This is a genomic window from Paraburkholderia sp. Tr-20389, from assembly GCF_017104565.1.
In the GTDB taxonomy this organism is placed as follows: domain Bacteria; phylum Pseudomonadota; class Gammaproteobacteria; order Burkholderiales; family Burkholderiaceae; genus Paraburkholderia.
The window spans coordinates 61,178-86,957 of sequence record NZ_JAAGPD010000025.1 but is presented as its reverse complement, the minus strand read 5'-3'; the positions used below and the strand labels follow the sequence as shown (position 1 = coordinate 86,957).

Annotated in this window: 24 protein-coding genes; 8 read left to right on the top strand and 16 right to left on the bottom strand. The window is 62.6% G+C overall.

Annotation, left to right across the window (positions count from 1 at the left end; translation table 11 throughout):
* Positions 1-29: 29 nt before the first annotated feature.
* On the bottom strand, positions 30-713 hold the full coding sequence (locus G3N95_RS22190) for a TetR/AcrR family transcriptional regulator (RefSeq protein WP_205972216.1): 684 nt from the start codon (positions 711-713) through the stop codon (positions 30-32).
* A 71-nt stretch (positions 714-784) separates the two neighbouring features.
* On the opposite strand from G3N95_RS22190, the gene G3N95_RS22185 reads away from it, so the two are divergent.
* From G3N95_RS22185 to G3N95_RS22175, 3 genes are all read left to right on the top strand, one after another.
* On the top strand, positions 785-1,408 hold the full coding sequence (locus G3N95_RS22185) for a glutathione binding-like protein (protein WP_205972215.1): 624 nt from the start codon (positions 785-787) through the stop codon (positions 1,406-1,408).
* A 21-nt stretch (positions 1,409-1,429) separates the two neighbouring features.
* Positions 1,430-1,780, top strand: a complete 351-nt coding sequence (locus G3N95_RS22180) for a VOC family protein (RefSeq protein WP_205972214.1) — start codon at positions 1,430-1,432, stop codon at positions 1,778-1,780.
* Between the two features lie 132 nt (positions 1,781-1,912).
* On the top strand, positions 1,913-2,668 hold the full coding sequence (locus tag G3N95_RS22175; protein ID WP_205972213.1) for an acetoacetate decarboxylase: 756 nt from the start codon (positions 1,913-1,915) through the stop codon (positions 2,666-2,668).
* Between the two features lie 57 nt (positions 2,669-2,725).
* Here G3N95_RS22175 and G3N95_RS22170 read toward each other — a convergent pair whose 3' ends face one another.
* Both G3N95_RS22170 and G3N95_RS22165 read right to left on the bottom strand, forming a co-directional pair.
* A complete protein-coding gene (locus tag G3N95_RS22170) occupies positions 2,726-3,613 on the bottom strand; it encodes a 2-dehydropantoate 2-reductase (protein WP_205972212.1) in 888 nt (295 codons plus the stop codon).
* 91 nt (positions 3,614-3,704) lie between these two features.
* Entirely contained in the window at positions 3,705-4,595 is an 891-nt protein-coding gene (locus G3N95_RS22165) for an alpha/beta hydrolase (RefSeq protein WP_205972211.1), read from the bottom strand.
* Positions 4,596-4,874: 279 nt separating this feature from the next.
* On the opposite strand from G3N95_RS22165, the gene G3N95_RS22160 reads away from it, so the two are divergent.
* Entirely contained in the window at positions 4,875-6,203 is a 1,329-nt protein-coding gene (locus tag G3N95_RS22160) for an MFS transporter (RefSeq protein WP_205972210.1), read from the top strand.
* An 89-nt stretch (positions 6,204-6,292) separates the two neighbouring features.
* Here G3N95_RS22160 and G3N95_RS22155 read toward each other — a convergent pair whose 3' ends face one another.
* The 6 genes from G3N95_RS22155 to G3N95_RS22130 all read right to left on the bottom strand — a co-directional run bounded on the left by G3N95_RS22155 (position 6,293) and on the right by G3N95_RS22130 (position 12,675).
* Positions 6,293-7,363 carry a glycosyltransferase family 4 protein gene (locus G3N95_RS22155; RefSeq protein WP_205972209.1) on the bottom strand — a complete coding sequence of 357 codons (1,071 nt, stop codon included), beginning with the start codon at positions 7,361-7,363 and terminating at the stop codon, positions 6,293-6,295.
* Between the two features lie 75 nt (positions 7,364-7,438).
* On the bottom strand, positions 7,439-8,356 hold the full coding sequence (locus G3N95_RS22150; RefSeq protein ID WP_205972208.1) for a glycosyltransferase family 9 protein: 918 nt from the start codon (positions 8,354-8,356) through the stop codon (positions 7,439-7,441).
* A 1-nt stretch (position 8,357) separates the two neighbouring features.
* On the bottom strand, positions 8,358-9,260 hold the full coding sequence (locus tag G3N95_RS22145; RefSeq protein ID WP_205972207.1) for a glycosyltransferase family 9 protein: 903 nt from the start codon (positions 9,258-9,260) through the stop codon (positions 8,358-8,360).
* 442 nt (positions 9,261-9,702) lie between these two features.
* Entirely contained in the window at positions 9,703-11,958 is a 2,256-nt protein-coding gene (locus G3N95_RS22140; protein ID WP_241018813.1) for an LPS-assembly protein LptD, read from the bottom strand.
* 140 nt (positions 11,959-12,098) lie between these two features.
* On the bottom strand, positions 12,099-12,503 hold the full coding sequence (locus G3N95_RS22135; RefSeq protein WP_205972206.1) for a hypothetical protein: 405 nt from the start codon (positions 12,501-12,503) through the stop codon (positions 12,099-12,101).
* Complete coding sequence (locus tag G3N95_RS22130; protein ID WP_205972205.1) at positions 12,496-12,675, bottom strand: hypothetical protein; 180 nt, start codon at positions 12,673-12,675, stop codon at positions 12,496-12,498. Before G3N95_RS22130 ends, G3N95_RS22135 begins: the two co-directional genes overlap by 8 nt.
* 308 nt (positions 12,676-12,983) lie before the next feature.
* Here G3N95_RS22130 and bamA point away from each other — a divergent pair, with 308 nt between their 5' ends.
* Positions 12,984-15,293, top strand: coding sequence for an outer membrane protein assembly factor BamA (bamA, locus tag G3N95_RS22125; RefSeq protein WP_205972204.1), 2,310 nt, complete (start codon positions 12,984-12,986; stop codon positions 15,291-15,293).
* Positions 15,294-15,379: 86 nt separating this feature from the next.
* Here the strand turns inward: bamA and G3N95_RS22120 are convergent, their stop codons facing one another.
* Positions 15,380-16,216 carry a response regulator transcription factor gene (locus G3N95_RS22120; RefSeq protein WP_205972203.1) on the bottom strand — a complete coding sequence of 279 codons (837 nt, stop codon included), beginning with the start codon at positions 16,214-16,216 and terminating at the stop codon, positions 15,380-15,382.
* A gap of 273 nt (positions 16,217-16,489) precedes the next feature.
* On the opposite strand from G3N95_RS22120, the gene G3N95_RS22115 reads away from it, so the two are divergent.
* Together G3N95_RS22115 and G3N95_RS22110 are read left to right on the top strand one after the other, a co-directional pair.
* Entirely contained in the window at positions 16,490-18,013 is a 1,524-nt protein-coding gene (locus tag G3N95_RS22115) for an ATP-binding protein (protein WP_205972202.1), read from the top strand.
* On the top strand, positions 18,006-18,749 hold the full coding sequence (locus tag G3N95_RS22110) for a response regulator (protein ID WP_205972201.1): 744 nt from the start codon (positions 18,006-18,008) through the stop codon (positions 18,747-18,749). The genes G3N95_RS22115 and G3N95_RS22110 overlap by 8 nt, the downstream gene beginning before the upstream one ends.
* 36 nt (positions 18,750-18,785) lie before the next feature.
* Here the strand turns inward: G3N95_RS22110 and G3N95_RS22105 are convergent, their stop codons facing one another.
* The 3 genes from G3N95_RS22105 to G3N95_RS22095 form a co-directional block, all read right to left on the bottom strand.
* Entirely contained in the window at positions 18,786-19,043 is a 258-nt protein-coding gene (locus G3N95_RS22105; protein ID WP_205972200.1) for an H-NS family nucleoid-associated regulatory protein, read from the bottom strand.
* A gap of 69 nt (positions 19,044-19,112) precedes the next feature.
* Positions 19,113-19,343 (bottom strand): hypothetical protein, encoded by a 231-nt coding sequence (locus G3N95_RS22100; RefSeq protein WP_205972199.1) that lies wholly within the window; start codon positions 19,341-19,343, stop codon positions 19,113-19,115.
* A 216-nt stretch (positions 19,344-19,559) separates the two neighbouring features.
* Positions 19,560-20,381 carry a hypothetical protein gene (locus tag G3N95_RS22095; protein WP_205972198.1) on the bottom strand — a complete coding sequence of 274 codons (822 nt, stop codon included), beginning with the start codon at positions 20,379-20,381 and terminating at the stop codon, positions 19,560-19,562.
* A gap of 99 nt (positions 20,382-20,480) precedes the next feature.
* Between G3N95_RS22095 and G3N95_RS22090 the strand changes: the two genes are divergently transcribed.
* Complete coding sequence (locus tag G3N95_RS22090; RefSeq protein ID WP_205972197.1) at positions 20,481-20,819, top strand: helix-turn-helix transcriptional regulator; 339 nt, start codon at positions 20,481-20,483, stop codon at positions 20,817-20,819.
* Between the two features lie 112 nt (positions 20,820-20,931).
* Here G3N95_RS22090 and G3N95_RS22085 read toward each other — a convergent pair whose 3' ends face one another.
* From G3N95_RS22085 to G3N95_RS22075, 3 genes are all read right to left on the bottom strand, one after another.
* Positions 20,932-22,722 carry an acyl-CoA dehydrogenase gene (locus G3N95_RS22085; protein WP_205972196.1) on the bottom strand — a complete coding sequence of 597 codons (1,791 nt, stop codon included), beginning with the start codon at positions 22,720-22,722 and terminating at the stop codon, positions 20,932-20,934.
* A 196-nt stretch (positions 22,723-22,918) separates the two neighbouring features.
* On the bottom strand, positions 22,919-23,932 hold the full coding sequence (locus tag G3N95_RS22080) for an AraC family transcriptional regulator (RefSeq protein WP_205972195.1): 1,014 nt from the start codon (positions 23,930-23,932) through the stop codon (positions 22,919-22,921).
* Positions 23,933-23,981: 49 nt separating this feature from the next.
* Positions 23,982-25,751: a DUF6880 family protein gene (locus G3N95_RS22075; RefSeq protein ID WP_205972194.1), complete on the bottom strand. Its 1,770-nt coding sequence runs from the start codon at positions 25,749-25,751 to the stop codon at positions 23,982-23,984.
* Positions 25,752-25,780 lie beyond the last annotated feature (29 nt).

Below are 25,780 nucleotides of genomic sequence, written 5' to 3'. Positions count from 1 at the left end.
AAGGCGCATCAAATAGGCGATCGCTTTGGCTAATTCTTTTTCTGTTTTCGAGCACCGCTCATTGATGCATCTTTTGACGCGTTGTCGTTGCAAGCACCACAAATCAGCGCGACGCCTTCCGCGGCTGTCGCGCGCAACGATGCGCGCGAGTCGCCCGCGCGCGAACGCAATGCAAGGCTGTGCAAGATCGCCGATGCGACGCGCGCCAGCACGGCGGCATCCGCTTCAGCAGAAAGCTCGCCATCCGTCTGCGCGCGGCGGATGCGTTTCTCGAATGCGCGATCGAACGATTTGAGCCCTTGCGCCAATCTGGTGCGCACGGACTCGTCGGCTTTCGATTCGACAACGGCCGTGCCGATCAGAAAGCACCCACGCGGTGCTTCGCCCGACGGCAGATAAAGCGCAAGCGCGGCGTCGTAGACCCGCTGTAATGCTTGCGCCAATGAAATGTCGTCGCGTAGTGCGTCCTGCATGCCTAGCACGCCGGCTTCGACATAGCGGTCCAGTGTGCTCAGATAAAGCGCGTGCTTGTCGCCGAATGCCGCATACAGGCTCGGACGATTCATTCCCATTGCATCGCTGAGCGCATCGAGCGACGTGCCCGAATAGCCGCCAAGCCAGAAGGCATCCGTGGCGCCGCTGAGCGCATCGTCCGCATCGTACGCACGCGGCCGTCCGCGCGCGCGCTTCTCTGTTTTTGTACTGTCTCGCATATAAATATTTGACACCGTCGATTTTTGTTCACTATAGTACAAAAACGAACCAACGATCAGGAGACGTCGTCATGGATCTGTATTTTTCGCCGCTCGCGTGCTCGCTCGCCACGCGGATCACGTTGTACGAAGCCGGCGCGCAAGCCGGATTCATTCAGGTGGACACGAAAAAGAAGAAGCTGCGCGACGGCTCCGATTTCTATCCGATCAACGCGCTCGGCCAGGTGCCCGTCTTGCGCACGGACGAAGGCTGGCTGTTGACCGAAAACACGGCTATCCTGCCGTACGTCGCGGATCAGTTTCCAGCGGCGCAACTGGCGCCCGTCGCGGGTACGCCGGAGCGCGCGAAGCTTCAACAATGGCTCGGCTTCATCAGCACTGAACTGCACAAGGGCGTGTTCGTGCCGCTGCTCGATCCGGACGCGCCGCATGATTACGCGCGTCAAAAGGTTGAAAGGCGGCTCGACTATCTGCAGTCGCATCTGTCAGAGCGTGCATACCTGCTCGATAGCTTCACGGTTGCGGATGCATATCTCACCACCGTGCTCAACTGGGCACGGTACTGCGACGTCGACCTCGCACAATGGCCTGCCGTCGATGCGTATTACCATCGCATCGTGCAGCGTCCTCAAGTGGCAAAGGCATTGGCCGAAGAGATCGCGCTGTACCGCGAGGAACAGGCGCAACTCCAGTAATTCATCGAACGAGGACGGGCAATGAAGGTCAACCGCATCGTCGCGAACATCGAAACGAAAGACACCGCGCAAGCGCGGCGTTTCTATCAGGATGTTCTCGGCCTCGAATTGCTGATGGATCACGGCTGGATACGCACGTACGGCTCGAACCAGCCGATGACGGTGCAGATCAGCTTCGCACAGGAAGGCGGCTCGGGCACGCCCGTGCCCGACCTGTCGATCGAGGTCGACGACGCGGACGCAGCGCTCTCGGCGATGCAAGCGGCAGGCTTTGCGATCGAATACGGTCCCGTCGACGAACCGTGGGGCGTGCGGCGCTTCTATGTCCGCGACCCGTTCGGCAAGCTCGTGAACATTCTCGCGCACCAATAGCGTTTTCCTGTTGTACGTATCGAGGGCATCGGCGAATAGCGGGCAAATTGCCATCGAACGGACACACCGCTGCGCGCGCAATCGCTTTACCATTGACGCGCGCAGTGTGCGCTGCTCACCGGGAGAACCTCAATGGACCTGGACTCGATCCGCAAGAACGCTTTTGCGATGCCCGTACACAATCCCGCTTTTCCGCGTCCGCCGTTTCGATTCGTGAACCGCGAGTACTTCATTATTTCGTATGAAAGCGATCCCGATGCGATCGCCGCCGCCGTGCCCGCACCGCTCAAGCCTGAGAACACGCTGGTGCATTACGAGTTCATCCGCATGCCGGATTCGTCGGGCTTCGGCGATTACACCGAAAGCGGCCAGGTCATTTCCGTGCGCGACGCGGAGGGACGGCTCGGCAACTACACGCATTCGATGTATCTCGACGACGAAGGCCCGATTGCGGCAGGCCGCGAAATCTGGGGCTTTCCGAAGAAGCTTGCGCGTCCGCATATCGGCGTGGACGGCAACGACACGCTGCTCGGCACGCTCGATTACGGCACGCAGCGCGTGGCAACGGGTACGATGGGCTACAAGCACTGGACGCTCGACATGGAAACCGAGCGCGCCAAGCTCGCCGATACACCAAACTATCTGTTGAAGGTGATCCCGCATGTCGACGGCACGGCACGCGTGTGCGAGCTGGTGCGCTTCTTTCTGCGCGACGTGACAGTGCTTGGCGCGTGGGCGGGACCAGCGGCGCTCGAACTGCGGCATCATGCGCTCGCGCCCGTTGCGGATCTGCCCGTGCGGCGCGTGGTGGGCGCCCGCCAGGTCGTCGCCGATCTCACGCTCGATATCGGCGAGGTCGCATTCGACTATCTGGCGAACGCCGAATAACGGCCACATCGAACAGTGCCGCGCGCATGCAGCGCGTACGCGCGGCGCCGGCGTTTTCTACTTGCTCTCGATCAGCTTGACGAGCGTATGCAGCAAACGATTCGACGGCGTCACCACGCCGAGCGCTTCGCCGCGCCTCACGATCAGGCCATTCAGGTGATCGATCTCACTGCGCTTGCCGCGCGACAGATCCTGTGCCGTCGATGAATACTGTCCCGGCATCGTCTCCGCGATCATGCGCACGGCCTTGTCGACGTCGCCTGTAATCGTGACGCCATCGGCCTTCGCAACGGCCAGACACTCGTCGACGATATCGCGCATCACGGTCGTCACGCCTTCGCCTTGCACGAGCCGTCCGTACGGCAACTGCGTGATAGCCGACAACGCGTTGTAAGCGCAATTGAGGATCAGCTTCGCCCACAACGCGCCGCGCACGTTGTCGGAGATTTGCGTGGGCACACCTGCTGCGATCAGCGTCTGTGCGACTTCCGCACTGGCTTTGGACGGCTCGATCACAAGTTCGCCGCGGCCGTGATGGCGCACGTGCCCCGGCCCGGCCATTTCCGTCGCGACATAGACGACGGCGGCCGCCACTTCCTGCGGCACGAGCGTGCGCACTTCATCCGCGTTTTCGACGCCGTTCTGCAGCGACAGCACCAATGTATCGGGCGCAAGAAAGGGCTTGATTTCCAGCGCCGCGCTTTCGGTATCCGTCGATTTCACGCAGAACAGCACGAGCTTCGCGCCCTGCACCGCACTCGCTTGCGTGCTCGCCGCAAGCCGGATGTGTTCGTCGAATGATTGCGTTTCGAGCCGCAGGCCGCGGCGCTCGATGGCCTCAACGTGTTGCGGACGTCCGATCAATACCACTTCATGCCCCGCGCGCGCCAGCATGCCGCCGTAATAGCAGCCCACCGCGCCCGCGCCCATCACGGCGACTTTCATAAGCAACGCTCTTCTGTACGGAATTGAACCGTCAAAACTTACCACACGGCGCACGCGGACGCGTCATAAGCGGCCACGTGGACACGCGCCGTCATGCACGCGTTCGCACGGCAAGCAATGCGTCGGCGAAGGCGGCGGGCGTTTCCTGCGGCGGATTGTGGCCGGCGTTGTCGATCACGCGGTGTTCGTACGGCCCCGTGAAATGCGACGCATGATGCGCCGTTCCGCCGATCGCCATCACACCGTCCGCGCTGCCGTCGATCGAGATGGTGGGCACGGAGATGGGCGGCTGCGCGGCAAGCTGCCGTTCCAGCGCGTCGTAACGCGGATCGCCCGCCACCAGCGCGTAGCGATGCCGATATGAATGAATCACCACGTCGACGAAATCGGGGTGATCGAACGATGCCGCCGTGCGCGCGTAACACGCGTCGTCGAATTGCCAGGTCGGCGACCAGAGCGACCAAAGCAGACGGCACAATGCACGGCGGTTTTCGGTGAGACCGGCGCGGCCGCGCTCGCCGTGAAAATAGTACTGGTACCAGTGGCGCAGTTCGTTTTCCGGCAACGCCGGTTTTGCCGATGCTGCGATGTCCTGGATGTTGTAGCCATTGACCGTCACGAGCGCTTGCACACGCTGCGGATACAGAGCAGCGACGATGCACGCGGCGCGCCCGCCCCAGTCGTACCCGCCCAGCAGCGCGCGTTCGATGTGCAACGCGTCGAGCAGCGCGAGCAGGTCGGCGCCCAGCGCGGCCTGCTGGCCGGAGCGCGGCGTATCGGCGGACAGGAAGCGCGTCGGCCCATAGCCGCGCAGATACGGCACGATCACGCGCGCGCCCTGCCCGGCGAGAATCGGCGCGACCTCGTCGTATGCGTGAACGTCGTACGGAAAGCCGTGCAGCAGGACGACGGGCCAACCTCGTGGGTCGCCCGTTTCCTCATAGGCGATGTCCAGCAATTCGGTGCTCACGTGCTTGGGCATGATCGGCGGCTCCTTTCAGGACGATCGCTGTGCACACTCGGCGCGGACCGGCGCAGACCCAGGCCGCGGCGAGCGTTCATGTTAGCGCCGTCACGCGCATCGCGCTGACCGCATCGCGCACGTGACGCCGCGCAAGGCCCGCTAAAGAAAGTCGTTTTACCGCAAGCCGATGTCGTATTCTTGCTGCACCCGCCGCATCGCAGCCCGCTACATTCGACAAGACGAACCCGCAACACGTCGCTATCCGGTGCCGCGCGAGACGAACCACATCGAGTACGAATGAAACAGGCACACGATCAGGCGACCCCGCCCTGCGGCGCATTCTCTCTGCACGACACGCAACCGCTCGCCGATTTCGTCGAAAGCGGTCCATCGCTCGCCGCTCCCGCTCAGCCCGTTCCCGCGCCGCCACCGCCCTTCAGCAGCCTGCAGGCCACCGCGATTCTGCTGCTCGGCTATGCGATTCTCATCACAGGCAACGGCCTGCTCGGCACGCTGATCTCGCTGCGGCTCATCCAGCAGCAGGCGCCGTCGATCGTCGTCGGCTTCGTGCAGTCCTCGTATTACGTCGGCTTCATGGTGGGCGCGCTGTATGGCGGTTCGCTGATCGGCCGCGTCGGTCATCATCGCGCGTTCGTCACGTTCGCGGCGGCCTCCGCGTGTTGCGCGCTCGGCTACGCGGTGTGGGACGCGGCCTCGATATGGGCGGCGTTGCGCTTCATCACCGGCTTTTGCCTCGTGGGCATCTTCACGGTGGTCGAAAGCTGGCTGCATCAGGTGGCGAGCAACGCGCAGCGCGGACGCGTGTTCTCCGCCTATCTGATCACGAACTATCTCGGCGTCGGCGTCGGCCAGTTTCTGATCGGTCTCGCAGACCCGGCGAGCTTCGAGCTTTTCAGCGCCGTTGCCGCGTTGTTCACCGCATCGCTGATTCCCGTTGCACTCGCGGGCACGGCGCCCGGTCCCGTCGCCGCGCATGACACGCACGCGAGCGCCTCGGGCCGCTCGCGGCTTGCGCGCGGACTGTCGGGCTTGCAGACCATCTACCGCTGGGCGCCCCTCGGTGTCGTCGCGTGCCTCGCGGCGGGCCTGCTCAACAGCGCGTTCTACACGATGCAGCCGGTCTTCATGCGGCGCGTCGGCTATTCGGTGCCGGACGTGTCGCACTTCATGGGCTTTGCGCTGCTCGCGGCACTCGTGCCGCAATGGCCCGTCGCGCGCCTCGCCGATCTGTTCGACCGGCGCAAGGTGCAACTATGCCTCGCCGCGCTCGCGGGTTCACTGAGCGTGTTGCTGTTCCTGTTGCGCGACGGCGTGCTGATCGAAGTGCTCGGCTATTTGTACGTCGCCGTCGCGTTCTCGATGTATGGCGTCGTCACGTCCTACGTGAACGACTGCATTCCCGCCGGCGAGCGCATCGCCGTCAGCGCCGGGCTGCTGTTGATCTTTTCACTCGGCGCGAGCGGCGGCCCGACGCTCGCGTCGGCGATGATGGCCTTCGTTGGGCCGGCCGGTCTCTATCTGTTCACGGCCGTCGTGATGGGTGCGCTCATCGTGCTGACGCTGCGCAGCCTGCGCATGTCACCGCCTGCACGCCGGGGCGCTTAAGCACGCCGGGGCACGTTTGGGGGCACGTTTGAGGACACGTTTGAGGACACGTTTAGCGGCGCAACGCGCATGCGCGTGCCGCCCGCATGTCACGGCCACCCGCACGCCTGATCCGCCAGATCGAGCAGATCCGTCACGTGACGGCCGAGGCCCGGATCGTACAGCACGGCGTCGCGCGAAAACGCCGGCATCGGCGGCCGCTCGCCGCGTGCGTCCGACACCGCCTGAGCCAGCACGCGGCGCAAGCTGTCGACATCGTTTGGCTTGAACACGAGCTTGGCTTCCGGCGCGATCACGTCGTGGCAGCCGATGTTCGACGACAGAATCACCGGCGTGCCGCACATCACCGACTCCACGCCGACGAGGCCGAACGGCTCGTAGCTCGACGCGAGGATCGTATAGTCCGCCGCGCGGTAGCCTTCTTCGATCGTATTCACATAGCCGATGTAGCGCAGCCGCTTCGACGTGCGCTCAGGCGGACGCCCCGCCACGGCCACGACGACGGGCAGATCGAGATCGCGCAGCGCCTCTTCGATCAGCGGCAAACCCTTGCGTTCGTGACTGCTCGACGGAAACAGCAAGACGACTTCGTCGTCGGCGAAGCCAAAACGTTTGCGCAACGCGCGGCGCTCATCGCCGGCGACGGGAGAAAAGCGGCCATTGTCGACGGGCGGATACAGCACGCGGATCTTGGCATCATCGACGCCATACAGATGCCTCAGTTCGTCGCGCATCTGCGGCGAATGCGCGACGACGAAGCGCGCGCGCCGATATTGACGGCGCTCCAGCGCGATCTGTCTGCGGTCGAAGAACGACGGACGGCGCCCCGTCGCGCTGAGAAAACCCAGATGCGTGCCGCCGCAAATTGCAATCTCCGACGCTTCGACGCGATTGCAGCCGATCAGCACGTCCACTTTCGCGTCGCGCCGCATCGCGCTCAGGCGGCGCGAAAACCATTCGTCGCGCCATTTGCCCGGCAGAAACGAAACGTTGATCCGGTGCGGCTCGACGAGCCGGCTTTCCGGCAACTTGGGATCGAACGCACGGCCGAACACGGCCAGCTTGATCCCGGCTGCGACGAGTCCCCGCGTCACCTCGATCGCATAGCGCTCAAGGCCCCCACTGTACTTCAGTGCATTGCACGACAATCCGATTTTCATGCTTCTTTTTCGAGCTTCACCAAATGACACTGGCAAGTCATCGCGCTTTCGATGTCAGGACACATCGCGCGTTCTTTAGGCCTGCTCCGCCAATTGCCTGAATACAGTGACAACGCGTTGACACGTCAGCGCCTCGCGCCAGAACTTTTCCTTGAGCCGCGCGGTGGGAATCCATTGCCGCGGCAGCACGACGCGCACGGTGCCCCACGCAGGCCGCCAGCGCTCGGCCACGGCGCGCCGCCTGAACAGACTGATGGTCGGAATCGACAGATTCGACGCCAGATGGCCGATGCCCGAGTCATTGCCGATGAACCAGCCCGATTCATAGAGCCGGCATGCGAGCGCGTGAAGATCGTCGAACTGCGGCGCCGCGATACCGCGCTGTTCGAGGTCGCGCCAACGATCGCGCTCATTGGGCGCGATCACGAAACACACTTCATAGCCGAGCGCTTGCAGGCGCTTGGCCAGCGCGATGAAACGCGCTGGCGACCAGCGCTTGTCGTCCGTGCTCGCTTCCGGATGAATGACGACGCGATGCCGATGCCGCCGGTGCTTGAGCGTCGCGGGTGCAACGATGCCGTTGTCCGTCGTGCTTCCCGTCGCGCCGAAATACGTGCGGCTGAACTGCGCAAAACGCTCCGCCATGCAGCCGGTCCAGTCTCCGTATTCGACATCGTGCAGATCGATCACATGCGGATGCGCGCTGGCCAGCTGCGGAAACGGTTGATGCCTGTGCATCTGCACGACGGCATCGAACGGTTCGAGCAGCGCGGCGCAATCCGCCTCGTTCGGCAGCGGATGAATCTCGACATGAGGAAACCAGTGACGCAGCGCGTGGACCGGCGTGCCGAACACGCATACGGCGATGCCGCTCGCACGCAGGTTCTGCACGATCACCATCGAGATCAGCGAATCGCCGATCGCATTCGACATCATGAACGCGACACGTCTGATCGACGCGATGCGCACACCGGCAGGCAACTTTGCGTCCACGTCAGGCTGCCTCGCGTCGAAGCTGCTCGAATGCGCGCAGCACCTGGCTCACCGACAGCGCGTATTTCCAGCAGCGCTCCTTGAGCCGGCCCGTCGGCAGCCACGCGCCGCCGACCAGCACCTTGCCCGCGCCCCAACCCGGCCGCCAGGTCCGCGCGATCCCTTTGCGCATGAACAGCGACAAGGTCGGCACCTGGAGACACGACGCGAGATGGCCGATGCCCGAATCGTTGCCGATGAACCAGCCGCATTCGACGAGCCATGCAGCGACGTTGTCGAGCGAACCGAGGCGCGGCAGGCCGATGCCATACTTTTGCACATGTTCCCAGTCGGCACGCTCTTCATCCGTCACGATGAAATGCGGATCGAAACCCCTCGACTTCAACTGGCGCGCAAGGCTTAGGAAACGCGGCGCGAGCCAGCGCTTGTCGGCCGTGCTGGCCGTCGGATGAATCGCGACACGCAACGCATGCTTGCGATGGATCAGACCTGCGGGCACCGAGAGACCGTTGTCCATCTGCGCGTGCCGCAGATGCAGCGACTCGCGGCAAAAGTGTGTGAGACGCGCCGCCATGGCTTCAGGCGATGGCGCACGGCACAGATGCTCGAGCACGATCGCAGCCGGATGGCGCTGAGCGAGACGCGGCACGGGACGATCCGCGTGAAGCTGGATGACGGTATCGAACTGACGCAGCAGCGAGTCGGCATCGTCGTCGTTCAAGGCAGGCCGAATGTCCATGGCCGGAAACCATTCGCGCAACGCGTCCATGTGGCCGCTGAACACGGTGACACGCTTGCCGCTCAATTGCAGATTGCGCGCGACGGTCATCAGCAGCAGCGAGTCGCCCAACGCGGGTGACGACGTCACCGCTACGCTCAAAACCGGCTCGTTAGCGTGCTGCATGGCTGTTGCTCTCGATGAATGACGTGAATCTGACGCTTGTGATGCGATCGCAGCGCATTATAGGTTTGGCCCTGTCACGTTAGATTGGCGAAAACTTTCCGGTCATTACCCACCAGGCAGCGCGTGTCCAGAGGCCTTTTCGGCACGCGTAAACGCGCGTCGAAACGTACACGTGCCTTACGCGATAAAGAATTTGAAAGCATCGGTTCAAACGTGAGCGTGCCGTGCATGTTCAACCCGTACGCGTGGCTTCGCCGTTGTCGTAGCGCAGATTCGCTTCCATCAAAAGACGCTTCATGGATTGAACGCTGTCAGGCAGACGACGACTTGCGTGGCGAATCGACGTCTCTGAAAGGTACCGCATACTGCATCAATTTCGCGTGCCGAACTGGCCTTGAATCGGGCCCGCTCGTTACACAATATTTCCCGGCTCCACGCACATTCATTGATAGTCGCTGAAGCGCGAAACAGGCGCGTCGTCGGCAGGCGTCGACGAATAGCCGGGCACGTCGGCCTTGAACTGATCGAGCAGACCGCGATCGCTGCGCGACAGTCCTTTCAACTGAAGCTGCATCATTACGCGCGTACCCGTGCTCGGCTCCGAAGTACTGCTCGTCGCGTTCGTATACTTTTCAAAGGCCAATGCAAGCGACCAGCATTGCGCGTCGTATTGCAGCCCGAGCAGGCCCGCGATCAGACGGTGCGTGCTCATGTCGTAGTTGACGCGCGCGACGCTGGCCACGTTCTTCGCCAACGGCCACTGCCCCGATACGATGATCTGGTTCACGGGCTGATAATCCAGCGTCGTGTTGGCGCGCGTGTAACGGTAGGCAATATTGAACACATGAGCCGTCGAGGGCGACCACGCAAGACCGATCGACCCTTGCGTCAGATAGTTGTTCGCCTGGCTGTATTGCAGCGCGTTCTCGATGTTCGTTCCAGGGCCTACCTTCACCGAACTGCCGAGTATCAGGCTGGTTCGCGCGACGTTCGCCGTGCTTTCCGTGTCGTAGAGGGTGACGCGTGGCTGAACGAAATCGTAACGCTGTGCAATGACGAAGCGCGCACGCTCGTCGCCCGTCGCCGCATCGATGAAGCGCGACGTCAATGCGGCCGTGACGCGATTCGCGTCGGACACGCGGTCGTTGCCGACAAACGCATTGTCGCGAAACAGTTCGCCCAGACCGAAGTCGGCTTCCGTCGTGTCGAACAGCGGCACGTAGGTCTGGTTGCGGTAAGGCGTATAGACATAGAACAGCCGTGGCTCCAGCGTCTGGATATACGACGTTCCAAAGATGCGGACCGCGCGCTCGAATGTCATACCCGAATCCAGCGTGAGCGTCGGAATGCTCACGTTCACGTTGCGCGGCTGGCCCGCCGGCGCATCGGATGCAATCGACGACAGATCGTACGAGGCGAAATGCCATTTGATGGTCGGCGTGAAGAACCAGCCGGGCCGCACGATCGGATAGCTGACGAAAGGATTGAACACGAAGCGCGTGCCTTGCGTCGCATCGTCCGATGACAGCGTGAAGCGCGTGGCGTCCGCCTCGAATCCATAGTCGAAGCCACCGACGTCGTAACGGTTGTAATGCACGTTGACCTGCGGCTCGCGGTTGTACGTCGTATCGCTGGAAAACGACTGCCAGTGCTGCTCGCGTGCAAGCACCGACCACGGCCCATTGTTGTATCTGATGCCCGCTTCCTGCTGATAGAGCGTGGTGGAACTGGTCGGAAATGCACTGCCCGAACCGAGATCGGTCGACACGTTCGCATCCGACACACGGTTGTAGTTCACGTACGCGCTGAAGCCGGAGCCGATATTCCAGACGTGATCGAGCGAGATCGAATAGCGGCGCTCATGCGTGATCATGTCGTCCGGCAGCCACGAGATGGAAAGCGAACCGGCCGACGCGCCCGTCAGATACCGATAGTCGGCGCTCAGCATTTCACCGCGCTTCGACATGTAACGCGGCGCGATCGTCAGGTCGTAGTTCGGTGCAATGTTGAAGTAGTAGGGAACGGTAATGTCCACACCGTTCTTCGAACTCATCGACCACGTGGGCGACAGCAGTCCGCTGCGGCGCGCTCCGTCGAGCGGAAACGACAGCCACGGGCTCGCGAGTATTGGCACATCCTGAAAGAACAGGACGCCGTTGTACGCGACGCCTTCGTCTGCGCCGCTGTCCATCGTGAACTGGGATGCGTGGATGTACCACGCGGGGTTCTCGCACGCACATGTGCTGTACGTGCCGTCGACGATCTTCGACCGTTCGTTGTCGAGCAGGTCCGCGCGCGCGCCGCTGCCCCAGCCGCCGTTCAGATAGAAGCGATACTTCGGCTGCGCGATGAAACCTTCATTGGCGTCCACTCGCAACTGGCTGTAAGGCCCGTCGAATACGTCTCCTTTCGATACGATCCTGACGCGTCCATACGCATCGGCCGTATCGCGATCGGCGTCGTAATGCAGCGCGTCGCCTTTCACGACGAATCCGTAGCGGCGCAATTCGGCGGCGCCCTTCAGCGATATGTCGGTGTCGACGGTGCCCGTCGCGCTGTCGCCCAGTGCGATCGTCGCGGGTTTTGCGTTCGGCGGATTCGGCGTGTCGACGAGTTGAGGCGCGAGCCGCAAGCTCCATTCATCGGACAGACGTTCGGCGCTGGCCGCGTCGCCGGCGAGTTGCGCGTAAACAGGCATCGGCGCCAGCAGGCAGAACACCAATGCGGCAATGGGCCTGATCGCGAGGCCCTGGACTTCTCGGCGGAATATCAAAGCGAAATCGTGGCGTCTGATTGACGGGCGGACGCGAGCCCGAATGAAGAGGCGTCCAGAGCGTCTTACTGCAACGTCACGGCGTCGCTCTTGACTTGAGCAACGGCGCCACCCGCCGACGCGGCAACGCCCGTCAACGCTTCGATCAGAGGCGGGATCTGCTCCAGCGGCAACGAGAACGACAGGCCCATATTTCCCGCAAGCCTGAAGCGGATCACGGCGACTTCCGTGCCGTTGAGCCGCCCGATCTCCCAGCCGTAGCTCTGATACGCGAAAGCGGTGTGGTCGTTTCTCGTGATCACGCGGTCCGATTGCTCGATCGCATTCGGCAGCGCGACCAGCAAATGATCCAGCACGGAACGATGGATGGCCGTCATGGGCTGATTGCCGTGAAGCAGCAGATAGCGGCCGTCCTCCGTCAATTGAAGATCGGTGATCGAATCGACGACGTGGGTGGTGTTCTCAGACATGGCGCACCTCGCTCTGAGCGGTTTGCACGTTCGCTTCGCCATGACGCTGCGTGCGCGTGTCTTCTAACCACGGCTCGTATGAAGCGGCCCTGGCCATCCAGGCAGAGAACAACGGCGAGGAACTGGCGCGCAACACAGCAACCAGTACGGCGGGATCGATATGTTCGAGCATGGCGAGGAGGCGAAGGTTGGTAGAGACCGCACGATACCGCCACCACTGCCTTCAACGCGTTACCGCGACCCTACCGATTCTTAGCGCCACCTTTCCGCATTTGCACGGCATCGCCAGTGCATCGCGCGTCTGCGCAGGGTATTGCGCCTTTCCTTTCACGAAGCAACAAATATTCGGAAAGTTTGGCGTAACCCCGAGCAAGGGGCCCGTTCCTATACTCGCGGCTTTCAACAGTCGGTCGCGTCCGGTTCGCCCACGCGCGCATCGAAACCTGTCGCTACTCGAGCGGGTTCACAACAAGATCTTCGATGAAACAAAGAGCATCAACTATCTGTCTCGCCAGTGCGATCACGGTCTATGCAACGACACTGACACCCTCGCTAGCCCACGCCGATGAGTCCGTCACCGTCAAGGACATCCGGCTCGAAGGCCTGAAGCGCATCGAGCCAGGCACGCTGCTCGCCAATCTGCCCATCAAGCGCGGCGAAGTCTTCACCGACGACAAGGCATCGCAGGCCGTGCGCGCCATCTACGATACGGGCCTCTTCAACGACGTCAACGTATCGCTGGACGGCGACGTCGTCGTGGTTCGCGTGGTCGAGCGGCCCGCGATCTCGGACATCGACTTCGCCGGCATTCACGAGTTCGAGAAGGACAATCTGACGAAGGCGCTGCGTGCCGTCGGTCTGTCGCGCGGCCGTCCGTTCGACAAGGCGCTCATCGACAAGGCCGAGCAGGAGTTGAAGCGCCAGTACCTGACGCGCGGCTACTACGCCGCCGAAGTGCAGACCACCACCACGCCGATCGACAGCGGACGCGTGTCGGTCCTGTTCTCGGTGATCGAAGGTCCGAACGCGAAGATCCGGCAGATCAATTTCATCGGCAATCACGTGTTCTCGGAAAGCACGCTGCGCGACGAGATGGAACTGTCGACGCCGAACTGGTTCTCCTGGTACACGAAGAACGATCTCTACGCGAAAGAGAAGCTGACGGCCGATCTCGACCGGCTGCGATCGTACTATCTGAATCGCGGTTATCTGGAGTTCAGGGTCGAGTCCACGCAGGTCTCGCTGACGCCCGACAAGAAGGAGATGTATCTGACGCTCAACCTGCATGAAGGCGAGCCGTACACGATCACGGGCATTCGTCTCGCCGGCAATCTGCTCAATCGCGAAGCCGAATTGAAAGGGCTCGTCAGCATCAAGCCCGGCGAAAAGTTCTCGGAAGAGCGGCTCAAGGCGACGACGAAAGCGGTCGTCGACCGGCTCGGCGAATATGGCTATGCGTTCGCGACCGTCAACGCGCTACCGCAGATCGATCAGGACAAGCACACCGTCGACCTCACGTTGCAGGTCGATCCCGGCAAGCGCGTGTATGTGCGGCACGTGAACGTGGAAGGCAACACGCGCACGCGCGACGAAGTGATCCGCCGCGAAATGCGCCAGCTCGAAAGCTCGTGGTTCGACTCGAACCGGCTCACGCTGTCGAAAGATCGCGTCAACCGGCTGGGCTATTTCACCGACGTCGACGTGACGACGGTGCCCGTGCCGGGTTCCGACGATCAGGTCGATGTCGACGTCAAGGTCACGGAAAAACCGACCGGCGCGATCACGCTCGGCGCGGGTTTTTCTTCGTCGGACAAGGTGGTGCTGTCGGCGGGCGTTTCGCAGGACAACGTGTTCGGCTCGGGCACGAGTCTCGCCGTCAACGTGAATACGGCGAAGACGTATCGCACGATTTCGGTGACGCAGACCGATCCGTACTTCACCGTCGACGGCATCAAGCGCATTTCGGATGTCTATTACCGCACGAGTTATCCGCTGTACTACAGCAACGACGAGAGCTTTCGTATCGTCTCGCTCGGCGCGGACCTGAAGTTCGGCATTCCGTTTTCGGAGATCGATACCGTCTACTTCGGGCTCGGTATCGAGCAGGATCGCTTCAATACCGATTCGTCGACGCCGCAAGCCTATCTCGACTATGTGAAAGAATTCGGCCGCGTCGTCAACAACGTGCCGATTACGGCGGCCTGGTCGCGCGACGCGCGTGACAGCGTGCTGGTGCCGAGTCGCGGTTACATGCTGCAGGCCAACGGCGAAGTCGGCACGCCGGCGGGCGAAACCGAGTACTACAAGGCCGATGTGCAAAGCCAGTATTACTACTCGTTCGCACGCGGCTTCATTCTCGGCCTCAATCTGCAGGCCGGCTACGGCAATGGTTTTGCTGGCAAGGCCTATCCGATCTTCAAGAACTACTATGCGGGCGGTATCGGTTCGGTGCGCGGTTATGAATCGAGTTCGCTGGGGCCGCGCGATTCGTCGACGGGAGATTCGATCGGCGGCTCGAAGATGGTGGTCGCCAACATCGAAATGACTTTCCCGCTGCCTGGCAGCGGCTGGGACCGTACGCTGCGCGTCTTCACTTTCCTCGATGCGGGCAACGTGTGGGGCAACGAAGGCAGCAGCACGGGCGCGAACGGCTTGCGATACAGCTATGGCGCAGGCCTCGAATGGATTTCGCCTATCGGTCCGCTGAAGCTCTCGCTGGGCTTTCCTATCGTCCGGCATGCGAACGACAACTACCAGGTGTTCCAGTTTCAGATCGGCACGTCGTTCTGAGTTCCAGCAATGCAAAAAGCCCGCTGTTCAAGCGGGCTATTTAATATGTACCGGCAAAACGCCGCGAACAGAACTCGCTGCGCGTGCTACAAGGCAAGCCGCGCCGCGCTCTCGAAACGCATGCGCTCATCCGCCACGATAGGCGCTGCAACGCCGAGCATGTGCGCATCGTCGTTGCCTTCCTGGCCATCGTCACGGCCGTCCGATGCGCCGTTCCGCGGCAGCGCCTCGTCGGGCGCGAACATATAACCCTCGCCGCGCAGCGTCTTGATGTATTGACGACCCGTCGGGGACAGCTTCAGCGCGGCGCGCAGTCTGAACACAACCACATCGAGCCCGCGTTCCGTCACGCTGCAATGGCGGCGCAGCATGTTGAGAATACGTACGCGCGACAAGACTTTCATCGGGTGCGATGCGAGCACCACGAGCAACGCGAATTCGGTGCTGCGCAGCGGCACTTCCACGCCGCCACGCGTGAGCACGCGGTCGGCGATGTCGACTTCGAAGTCGTCGAACGAGATCGGATTGCGCTCGACGTGCAACGGCACATGCGACGGCGGACCCGAACGCAACGCATTGCGAACCCGCGCGATCAGCTCGCGCGGATCGTGCGGATCGACCACATAGTCATTCGCGCCGAGTTCGAACGCGAGCACTTTGTCGACGACATCGTCGGAGCGGCTCACGATGATCACGGGCAGATCGTAGCCCAGCGAACGCACGCGCCGCAGCGCAGCCAGTCCATCCACTTCGGGCAGGCCATGGCGCATGACGATCAGCGACGGCACTTCCAGTTCGAGACGCCTTTCGAGCGACTCCGTGTTGTACAGGACGGACATCTCGATCTTGTGCTGCTGCACATGCGAGCGCAGCGTGTCGCGGCTCTCCTGATTCGGCTCGACGACGAGCAGATGGATGGTCATGATGGGTCCCCGCCCTTCTTCCATTTGAACGGATCCCATGATAGTGAGCAACTGTGCAGGCAAGACGGTGAAAATTAAGGAGAATGTGTGGAGATTACCGAACGGTCGTCCACGCTTGCGCCGCGCCGCGTCACAATAGCGCCGTGACAGCAAATCGACAGCTAAATTGACAGCAGCCAGCTTGCGGGCGCCGGCCTCGGTCGCCGCGCCAGATCTGGTCGACAGGGAAAACAGGGTGTGAAGCATGAAAAATGGCCGCCGTGGGGACGCGCCATGAGAGTCGGCATCACGTCGAAGCTCTTCGTCGCGATATCGGCGGCCTGCATTCTGGTGGCCGTCACGATGGGCTTCGCCGTTCGCTGGAGCTTCGAACAGGGCTTCCTCGGCTACCTGCAGCACCAGTCCCAGTCGCACTCCGCGCAGCTGAAGCAGAAGCTCGAAGCCGCGTGGGCGAAGCATCGAAGCTGGGATTTCGCCAAAGACCCCGTCACCGCGACAGCGGAAATTCCGGAACTGGCCGAGGCAGGCATGCCGCCGGGCCCGCCCGATATGAATGGGCCGGGCGACGGCCCGCCGCCGCCCGACACCGCCCCGCCCTACAACGCGCCGGCCGGCAACGCCGCGCATCCGGGGCCGCCGCCCGGCGATCCCGGCGCGCCGCCGAATCCGGACGATAGATCCGGACCGGGCGCGCAGCGTGAGCGTCATCCGCCGTTCAGGGTCTACGACACGAACATGCAAAGCGTGCTGAAAAAGGGCCCGCCGCCTCCGCCCGATGCGCCGCGCGAGGAACTGACCGTCGACGGCAAGGTGATCGGCTGGTTGATCGTCGCCGGACCGGAAGTGATGTTTCGTTCCGCCGACCGGCAGTTCCAGGCGCAGCAGGTTCGCACGACGTGGATCATCGTCGGGTTCGCCGCGTTGCTGGCCGCGTGCGTTGCCGTCGTGCTCGCGCGCGTGCTGCTCTCGCCCGTGCGGCGCCTCGTGCTCGCGACGCATCGCCTTGCGAGCGGCGACTATTCGATCCGCGTGCCCGACACGGGCAGCGACGAGCTGCACGAACTGGCCGCCGACTTCAACCGGCTCGCGATCTCGCTCGGCAACGCGGAACGCTCGCGCCGCAACTTCATCGCGGATATTTCGCACGAATTGCGCACGCCGCTCGCCGTGCTGCGCGGCGAACTCGAAGCGATCGAAGACGGCGTGCGCAAACCCGACCGCACGACGCTCGCGTCGCTGCAGGCGGAAGTCGCGCTGCTGAGCCAGTTGATCGACGACCTGTACGAACTGTCGCTGGCCGATATCGGTGAACTATCGTTCGAGAAAGTGCGACTCGATGTGGCGCCCATCGTCGAGGCAGCCGCCGAATCGTTCCGCGACCGTCTCGCCGACAAGAAAATCGCGCTGGAAACGGATATCGGCGAAGCGAGCGTGATCATGCTCGGCGACCCATACCGTTTGACGCAATTGATGAAGAACCTGCTCGAAAACGCGCTGCGCTATACCGATGAGAGCGGCAAGGTTCGCGTCGCCGTCGCACAGCACGAGCGTGAAATCCGCATCGACGTGCAGGATTCGCACCCTGCCGTGCCCGAGCCTTTGCTGCCGCACCTGTTCGACCGGCTGTTTCGCGTCGATGCGTCGCGCAGCCGTCAGAGCGGCGGCGCCGGCCTCGGGCTCGCGTTGTGCAAACATATCGTGAGCCAGCACGGCGGCACGATCGACGCATTGCGCTCGCCGCTCGGAGGACTGTGGATCGCCGTCCGGTTCGCTACGTTTGAAGCCAAAGATGACTGACCATTCACTTGCCCATTCACCCGCTTCGGTGCTGATCGTCGAAGACGAGCCGAAGCTGTCGGCGTTGCTGACCGACTATCTGCGCGCCGAGAACTTCAACACCCAGGTGATCGAGGACGGCCGCGACGTGATCGCCTCCGTTCGCGCGAATCCACCTTCGCTGATCCTGCTCGATCTGATGCTGCCGGGACGCGGCGGACTCGAAATCTGCCGCGAACTGCGTACGTTTTCCGATGTGCCCGTGATCATCCTGACGGCGCGCGTCGACGAAATCGACCGGCTGCTCGGACTCGAACTCGGCGCCGACGACTACGTGTGCAAGCCGTTCAGTCCGCGCGAAGTGGTCGCGCGCGTGAAGGCGATCCTGCGCCGCATCGATTCGCTCTCCGGTGCGACACGCGCCGGCGCGGAGCCCGTTGCGGGCGGTCTGGCAATCGATCTCGAACGCCACGTTGCGTCGCTCGACGGCAAGGATCTCAATCTCACGCCGATCGAAATCCGGCTGCTGGCACTGCTGCACTCCACGCCCGGCCGCATCTATTCGCGCGACCATCTGCTGCGCCAACTGTATGACGATCACCGCGTGGTCGCGGACCGCACGGTCGATTCGCATGTGAAGAATTTGCGGCGCAAGCTGCAAACCGTGCGTCCGGATCACGACATGATCCGCTCGATTTACGGTGTCGGTTACCGCCTGGAGGTCGTGCCGCAAGAGGGTCACGACGACGCAGCATAACGAGCGGATGTCGCACTGCGAGTGCTCAGGCAGTCTTTAGCCTTCGCAGCGGAAGAAGTCGATGCTCTGGCCGGACGCGACTGCGCGGCGCAGCCATTCGGGCAAATCGCCCTGTCCGTCCCAGACATGACCCATTGCATCCTGATAGCGGATGGCGCGCGCGCTTTGCTCATCTTCGGCGAGCGAACGCTGAAGCGCGTCGACCGTGATGCCGAATTCATCCATCCGGTGCTGGATCCATGCGATCAGGCGTTCCCGCGCCTGACCATCGAGTTTTGCGATTGAAGTAGACATTGCTCGTGCGATTCGAAGAGTGACGCGATCAGCAATCCATTCGTACGGGCGAAGCCATGACCGACGGATTCAATTGCGCCGCCGCGCGTCGATCCGCACCACCGAGTCGAACAGTGCCTGGGCGCGTGCGAGTTCGTCGAGCGCGCGGTCCAGTTGTGCGACGGCGGCCGCGTGTTCGTCCGAAGCAGAACCCTCTTCCGGATCGCGGCGCACTGCGCGAAACGCCTGATCGACGTTGCGCGTCGCTTCGACAAAACGCTTCGCGGCCTCAGCCTGCCGCGAGTGCATGACTGCCGACATAGGCATTCCTCCATCTGGTTTCAGGTTGCGAGAGCGTGGATTGCGCGCCGGCTGCTGTCTGCGCGCCAATGACTTTGATCAGGCCAAACGTGCGAAACGGATTCGCTGCGATGCGCTATCGATTTTCTCTCCGCTCGCAGCCAAACGCCAGGTCTGGATGACAACAAACACGCACATTTTTTATGCGTGAACCCGCATAGTCAGTGTTCCCAGGTTTTATGCGCTCGCGACCCGGGCCGTATTCTCCGGAAAGCCTGCTTGCGCGTGTGCCGCATTGAATGCGGCCATTGCTTCGACGGGCGGCATCTCGAAGAGGTCGCGCGTGAAGCCGCGCACACGCTCTTGCGGTGGGCGGGTGCGCAAACGTCCGACCAGTTCGATGAAAGCGGCGAAGTCTCCGTCGCGCGTGGCCTTGTTGACATCGGCGAAGTCACGCGCCTTGAGCACGCAGGGCTGCGCGAGGCGCACCACGTACGGCGCCTCCAGTTCGACCGATAGCGCAACGGGATAACGCTTGCCGCTCAGCTCACCCGCACGCGCGATGCAATCGACCACAGCCGCCGCTTGCGCGGCACCGAGCGGCTTGCCCGTACTGACGCTGCGCAGATGCTCCGGATGGACGTACAACCGCGTGCCCATGCTCAATTCCGTGGGTGACGAGCACACCAGTGCGTAGTGCTGCTCCCTCTTACGCCCCGATGGCAACACAGAGCGGCTGACGATGAACGCATGCGGCGGAAGCTGCCGCACCTGGCCCGCGCTGTCGATCCACGCGTTCCACAACACCATGTCTTCACGCTTGCGTCCGCTGGGACGGGGCTTGCTGGCCGCCGGCGAAAACAGCGCGAGCAGCGAACCCGTGCGGTGCGCCGCGACCTGCGCGCTATTCCCGAGCGGCTGACCCACGCCCCACAAAAAGCGCCCGCCGCCCAGCCTCCGCTCCCATTCTTTCTGGAGAACGATGGTGGGGAGTTCCTCGCCGGACTCGGTGCCTGTCTTGATCCAGCAGAACGTGGGCGGTAGGTGCTTCAGTGTCATCAACTTCCTCGGGACGGCCTTCGACTCGCAATCCGGCGAGCCATCGGCAATAGGCGACAGCCATTCAACAAGCGTTAATGTATAGATATAATGCATGGAATGGAAGCCCCGATGAGCGAATTTCCCGTGCAGGATCTGTTGCGCCGGTTAATGGCGGACACACGCTCGTCCAGTGAAATTGCAAGGCTTTCGGGGGTGAGCCAGCCGACCGTATCGAGGCTTCGGCTGTCGAAAGGGCGCCGCGTACGCCGCAGCGCGTCATTCAATAAGCTATGCAGTTTCTACGGAATGGAAGCGCGGCACGTCGGACGTGCGGGGGGCTATAACGAACTGCTGCGCAACGCGATCGTCGACGCGTGGGACGGCTCGGAAGAGCACGGCCGCGCGTTGCTTGTCGTGATCAAAGGCTTGAAGGGGTTGAGCGCGAAGGTGGAGTGAGCGCGCGCTCTCTTGAGCTTCGACGGCGTGACCGTCGTCGTGCAGGAAGATTTGAAGCGAGCGGGCTTCGTGTTCGGTCGAAGCCCGCTGCTGGAAGGAAGGGAAACCGCTTTTAGAACTGGTCTTCGTTCAGCGCCAGCACGCCTTCACTGCCCTTCGTGCTCACAATCGACGCCTCCAGCGCCACCGCCTGCGGCAGCACGTGTTCCGCAAAGAACTGCGCCGTCGCGAGCTTTGCGCCGTAGAACGACGGATCGTTATCGAGCTTTGCCTGCGCGGCGAGCATCGCGCGCGCCATCTGCCAGCCGCCCAGCACGATCCCCGCGAGCTTCAGATACGCCACGCTGCCCGCAAACACCGCGTTCGGATCGCTCTTCGCATTCGCGACGACGAACGCCACCGTCGATTGCAACGCATCGTGGCCACGCGACAGATGCTTCTGCATCGACGCGAAGGCCGCGCCTTTCTGCTGCTTCAGCGCTTCGACCGTCTGCGCGATCTCCGCGAGCAGCGCCTTCGCGACCGCGCCGCCGTCGCGCAACGTCTTGCGGCCGACCAGATCGTTCGCCTGGATCGCCGTCGTGCCTTCGTAGATCGGCAGGATGCGGGCGTCGCGGTAGTACTGCGCCGCGCCCGTTTCCTCGATGAAGCCCATGCCGCCGTGCACCTGCACGCCCAGGCTCGTCACGTCGATGGACAGCTCCGTGCTCCAGCCCTTCACGATCGGCACCAGGTATTCGTAGATCGCCAGATGCTCGGCGCGTTTGGCTTCGTCGGCGTGATGGTGCGCGATGTCGCAATGCGCTGCGGCGACATACGCGAGTGCGCGCGAGCCTTCCGTGAGCGCACGCATCGTCGACAGCATGCGACGCACGTCCGGGTGATGAATGATCGATACCGCCTGCTTCGCCGAGCCATCGACGGGACGGCTCTGCACGCGCTCTTTCGCGTACGCGACCGCCTTCTGGTACGCGCGGTCCGAAATCGCCACGCCCTGCATGCCGACCGCGAAGCGCGCCGCGTTCATCATGATGAACATGTATTCGAGGCCGCGATTCTCCTCGCCGACCAGCTGACCGATCGCGCCACCGTGGTCGCCGAACTGGAGAACGGCCGTCGGGCTCGCCTTGATGCCGAGCTTGTGTTCGATCGACACGCAGTGCACGTCGTTGCGTTCGCCCAGCGAGCCGTCTTCATTCACGAGGAACTTGGGCACGACGAACAGCGAGATCCCCTTCACGCCTTCCGGCGCATCCGGCGTGCGCGCCAGCACCAGATGGACGATGTTGTCCGCCATGTCGTGCTCGCCCCACGTGATGAAGATCTTCGTGCCGAAGATCTTGTACGAACCATCGCCCTGCGGCTCGGCGCGCGTGCGCACCAGCGCGAGATCGGAGCCGGCTTGCGGCTCGGTGAGGTTCATCGTGCCCGTCCATTCGCCCGAAATCAGGCGCGGCACGTAGGTCTGCTTCAGTTCTTCGCTACCTGCGGTGAGCAGCGCCTCGATGGCACCGTCCGTCAGCAGAGGACACAGCGCGAACGCCAGGTTCGACGCATTGAGCATTTCGATGCACGCCGTCGCGATCAGCTTCGGCAGGCCCTGGCCTTCGTATTCGACCGGATGCTGCACGCCCTGCCAGCCGCCCGCGGAAAACTGGCGGAAGGCGTCGGCGAAACCGGGGCTCGCCGTGACCTTGCCGTCTTTCCACGTGCTCGGATTCCGGTCGCCTTCGACGTTCAGCGGCGCCAGCACTTCACCGCACAGCTTCGACGATTCTTCGAGCACGGCTTGTGCCGTTTCCAGACCCGCTTCCTCGAAGCCGGGCAACTGCGCAATCTCGTCGATACCGCTCAATTCCTCGAGCACGAACAGCATGTCTTTGACGGGGGCGATGTAACTCATGGTGATTCTTCCAATCAGGCGTTCAATGGATCAATGCCACGACGCCCGAAAAAGAAGAGAGACCGAGCGGTGACCTGCCTGACGATCGTACCGGCTTATCTCATTATTGGACTGTCCAAACCTGCCCACGTACTGACAAATCTGGCCATTTCGACGGGGGGGACGGCCCACCCCACCCTGGGGGCCACCCGGGGGTTTACCCCGCCTGAACGGGCCGCCGATAGGTGCCGGGCGTGCTGCCCGTCCAGTGGCGGAACGCCCGATGGAACGCGCTCGGATCGTCGAATCCGATATCGCCGGCGATGATGGCGATCGCGTCCTGCGTGTCCGTCAGACGCTGGATCGCGACGTCGCGCCGCAGTTCGTCTTTGAGCAGCTGGAACGTCGTTTCTTCCGACGACAGCCGCCTGCACAGCGTGCGCACCGAGCAATGCAGGCTCTTTGCGGCCGCGTCGATGGTCGGCAGGTCGGGCAACTCGCCCGCGAGGTATTGCCGGACGCGATGACTGACCCGCTGTTCGCTGAACGACTCGAAAATCCACTCGCCCGGCGAACGGGCGAGAAACTTGTGCAGGTTGCGCTTGCTCTGCCGGATCGGCATGTCCAGAAACGCGGCGCTGAACCGCATCAGCGTGGCGTCGCAGCCGAAACGCACCGGCCCTGAGAAGAAGTAGCGGTGATCGAATGCATGCGGCGGTTGCGGGAACGCGAAATCCACCTGCAACAGCGGAATTTTCTGGCCGATCAGCCATGAAGACACGCCGTGCGCGAGTTTCAGCATCAACTCCTGACCGAGCGGCCTGATGCCTCCGAATGCGGGATTCGGACGCAGCTCGACCTGCGCCATCAGCTCGTCGCGACGCGACTCGAAACGAAAGTCGTCGAGCACGAGGTGAATGAACTGGCCGAAGCGATGCAGCGCCGTCTCCAGGTTGCGTGCGTCCAGTAAGCTGAGACAGAGAAATTTCAGCGTGCCGCTGCGTAGCGGCCGGCTGAAGATGCCGGGCATTTCGTCATCGAGTTCAATGGCCAGCGTGCGATAGAGCGTGGAAAACTGTTCTTCCGTCACGCGCGCCCCGGATGCACGAAGCAGTTCGGGCGTGATCCCCGCCCGCTCCAGATAGCGCTGCGTGACGTCGGGTTGCGCACCGGCGGCGGCAAGGAAGCCGTTGACGAGCGAAATCGGGACGGTTGCGCTGGGCGCTTGCATGGCGATGGTCGATTGCGTGCCTGAATCGAGGCGGTGAATGCTTGTTATGTCAACGCAGGTCGGCGAGCAGCTTGATGAAATTGCGCTTCGCTCGATACTCCACGCGAATTTTATCGAGTTCGACGGCAAACTGCTCGCGTTCGCCGAGTCGCAGTCGCAGTTCGCCGATGGCCCGCACGATTTTCGCTGCATCTTCATATTTCGCGCCGGACGAACCCAGCGTCACCGCGGCGGGCAACAGTCGCGCATAGATCGCGAGGGCATCGCGCGGATGGGTACGGCCGCGAACGGCAGCCATTTCCGCACACAATGCCGTCACGGTGGGGCCGCCGGTGAACACCTGCCAGGCAGTCTCGTCTTCGTGTTCGGCGAGGTGGACCCTGACGATTTCGGTACGCATCGGCACATGCCATGCGGAGTCGCTTCCTCGACCTGGCTTCGACTCCTCGCGCTCGACGATGGCCCACATGTGTGCGAGCGCTCGTTCCCGCGTTTGGTCGCGCCGTTTGGTTGCCGAAGCGGCCTTCAGCAGTGCCGGTAGAGCATTGGCCGCCGGACGCTGCTCAAAACGGCGCCATGCGTAGCCATCTGCCTTGTCGAGCTTTCCGAGCTTCAAACATAGGTCGACGCACAAATCGAGCAGGGAAGCGTCGTGGGTTTTTGCTCGCGATTCCTTTAAACCCCTCTCCGCCCATGCCAGGGCTTCCTCCTCGCGGCCGTGCTGCCTGCATAGCTGCGCGACCTGCTCGAACCGATACTCGCTCGTCAAATCTTTGGCCTCGATGCGAATGAGCGCGTCGACGTCCCCGTCCTGTTCGGCGAGTGCGCTCATCGCGTTCCAAATACGCGTGCGCCGCCTGTCGAATGGACGCTCTCCCGGGCCTAGCGCCGGGAGGGTATCCCAGTCATTGCAGACCAGTTCACGATACCGGCGCAAGCCGGCGTCGCCCAACGAATCCTCATAGGCCGGCAAAACGTCCGAAAAGATGCCCCACGTACTCTCTATCTGCAAGCGGTAGAGCCGCTCCGCAAGCGCGACGGGATCGGGCCGCATCCGCTCGCAGGCTTCGAGATGGACGGCAGCCAGCTCATGGATGGCGGGCAGCACGTAGCCGCCGGAATCGTCGATTCGTTCGAGGCTCGTTTCTGCGCCCTCGATTGCCAACTCCGCGAGTTCGATCACGTGCGCGGCGAAAGCGCCATCGAGCTGGACGCGCAGCATCTCAGCCAGCGACAACAGGCCATCGGCGTATTCGCGGGCCTCTTGCCAGAAAAGCGCCCCCGTGACGCGTGTGGTCTGCCGGACGGTGGACTTCAACGCGGGAAGATCGTCGGCGGATGCCGAACGTGCTGCGAACAGCAGCTTGTCGCGCAGCGTCACGTCACGGTCGACGGCATCCAGCAACCAGCGGCGAAGCTCGTGTTCGTCGAGCGTCTCCACATACTCGCCGATGATCTCGCCGTAAGTCTTTCGTTTCTTGCGCGGTTTTTTCGGCTTCGTCTCGTCGGGCTGGAACACCTCCGCACCCGAGTTCTCGAGCCACGAAAGCGCGACGGCTACCGCATGCTTGCAGAAGGCAGAGGTCTGGCCGACCGGGCAATTGCAGTAGTACACGAGGTCACCGTGGTCCGACCTCATTTCGACGGAGTAAGGCTCCGTGCCGCGCACGATCGCACGAACGGTGTATTCATCTGCATCCAGACGCGATACCGCGCCGTCGTGGAAATAGGCTTTGCCGCGCGCAAACGTTTTAGTGTCGGTAAGCGACAGCACCGCTGCAAGAGTCAAGGATTTGGCAAGACTGACGTATTTGGACATGGGGAAGCTGGCAGCGATGCCGCGTGGAG

Bases quoted from the DNA above. Each gene is read 5' to 3' on its own strand.
- G3N95_RS22110 (WP_205972201.1), top strand. From the start codon at position 18,006: ATGACTGACCATTCACTTGCCCATTCACCCGCTTCGGTGCTGATCGTC.
- bamA (WP_205972204.1), top strand. From the start codon at position 12,984: ATGAAACAAAGAGCATCAACTATCTGTCTCGCCAGTGCGATCACGGTC.
- G3N95_RS22155 (WP_205972209.1), bottom strand. From the start codon at position 7,363: ATGAAAATCGGATTGTCGTGCAATGCACTGAAGTACAGTGGGGGCCTT.
- G3N95_RS22140 (WP_241018813.1), bottom strand. From the start codon at position 11,958: ATGCCTGTTTACGCGCAACTCGCCGGCGACGCGGCCAGCGCCGAACGT.
- G3N95_RS22105 (WP_205972200.1), bottom strand. From the start codon at position 19,043: ATGTCTACTTCAATCGCAAAACTCGATGGTCAGGCGCGGGAACGCCTG.
- G3N95_RS22080 (WP_205972195.1), bottom strand. From the start codon at position 23,932: ATGCAAGCGCCCAGCGCAACCGTCCCGATTTCGCTCGTCAACGGCTTC.
- G3N95_RS22090 (WP_205972197.1), top strand. From the start codon at position 20,481: ATGGAAGCCCCGATGAGCGAATTTCCCGTGCAGGATCTGTTGCGCCGG.
- G3N95_RS22185 (WP_205972215.1), top strand. From the start codon at position 785: ATGGATCTGTATTTTTCGCCGCTCGCGTGCTCGCTCGCCACGCGGATC.
- G3N95_RS22190 (WP_205972216.1), bottom strand. From the start codon at position 713: ATGCGAGACAGTACAAAAACAGAGAAGCGCGCGCGCGGACGGCCGCGT.
- G3N95_RS22085 (WP_205972196.1), bottom strand. From the start codon at position 22,722: ATGAGTTACATCGCCCCCGTCAAAGACATGCTGTTCGTGCTCGAGGAA.
- G3N95_RS22130 (WP_205972205.1), bottom strand. From the start codon at position 12,675: ATGCTCGAACATATCGATCCCGCCGTACTGGTTGCTGTGTTGCGCGCC.
- G3N95_RS22075 (WP_205972194.1), bottom strand. From the start codon at position 25,751: ATGTCCAAATACGTCAGTCTTGCCAAATCCTTGACTCTTGCAGCGGTG.
- G3N95_RS22115 (WP_205972202.1), top strand. From the start codon at position 16,490: ATGAGAGTCGGCATCACGTCGAAGCTCTTCGTCGCGATATCGGCGGCC.
- G3N95_RS22095 (WP_205972198.1), bottom strand. From the start codon at position 20,381: ATGACACTGAAGCACCTACCGCCCACGTTCTGCTGGATCAAGACAGGC.
- G3N95_RS22165 (WP_205972211.1), bottom strand. From the start codon at position 4,595: ATGCCCAAGCACGTGAGCACCGAATTGCTGGACATCGCCTATGAGGAA.
- G3N95_RS22170 (WP_205972212.1), bottom strand. From the start codon at position 3,613: ATGAAAGTCGCCGTGATGGGCGCGGGCGCGGTGGGCTGCTATTACGGC.
- G3N95_RS22160 (WP_205972210.1), top strand. From the start codon at position 4,875: ATGAAACAGGCACACGATCAGGCGACCCCGCCCTGCGGCGCATTCTCT.
- G3N95_RS22145 (WP_205972207.1), bottom strand. From the start codon at position 9,260: ATGCAGCACGCTAACGAGCCGGTTTTGAGCGTAGCGGTGACGTCGTCA.
- G3N95_RS22180 (WP_205972214.1), top strand. From the start codon at position 1,430: ATGAAGGTCAACCGCATCGTCGCGAACATCGAAACGAAAGACACCGCG.
- G3N95_RS22175 (WP_205972213.1), top strand. From the start codon at position 1,913: ATGGACCTGGACTCGATCCGCAAGAACGCTTTTGCGATGCCCGTACAC.
- G3N95_RS22100 (WP_205972199.1), bottom strand. From the start codon at position 19,343: ATGTCGGCAGTCATGCACTCGCGGCAGGCTGAGGCCGCGAAGCGTTTT.
- G3N95_RS22135 (WP_205972206.1), bottom strand. From the start codon at position 12,503: ATGTCTGAGAACACCACCCACGTCGTCGATTCGATCACCGATCTTCAA.
- G3N95_RS22120 (WP_205972203.1), bottom strand. From the start codon at position 16,216: ATGACCATCCATCTGCTCGTCGTCGAGCCGAATCAGGAGAGCCGCGAC.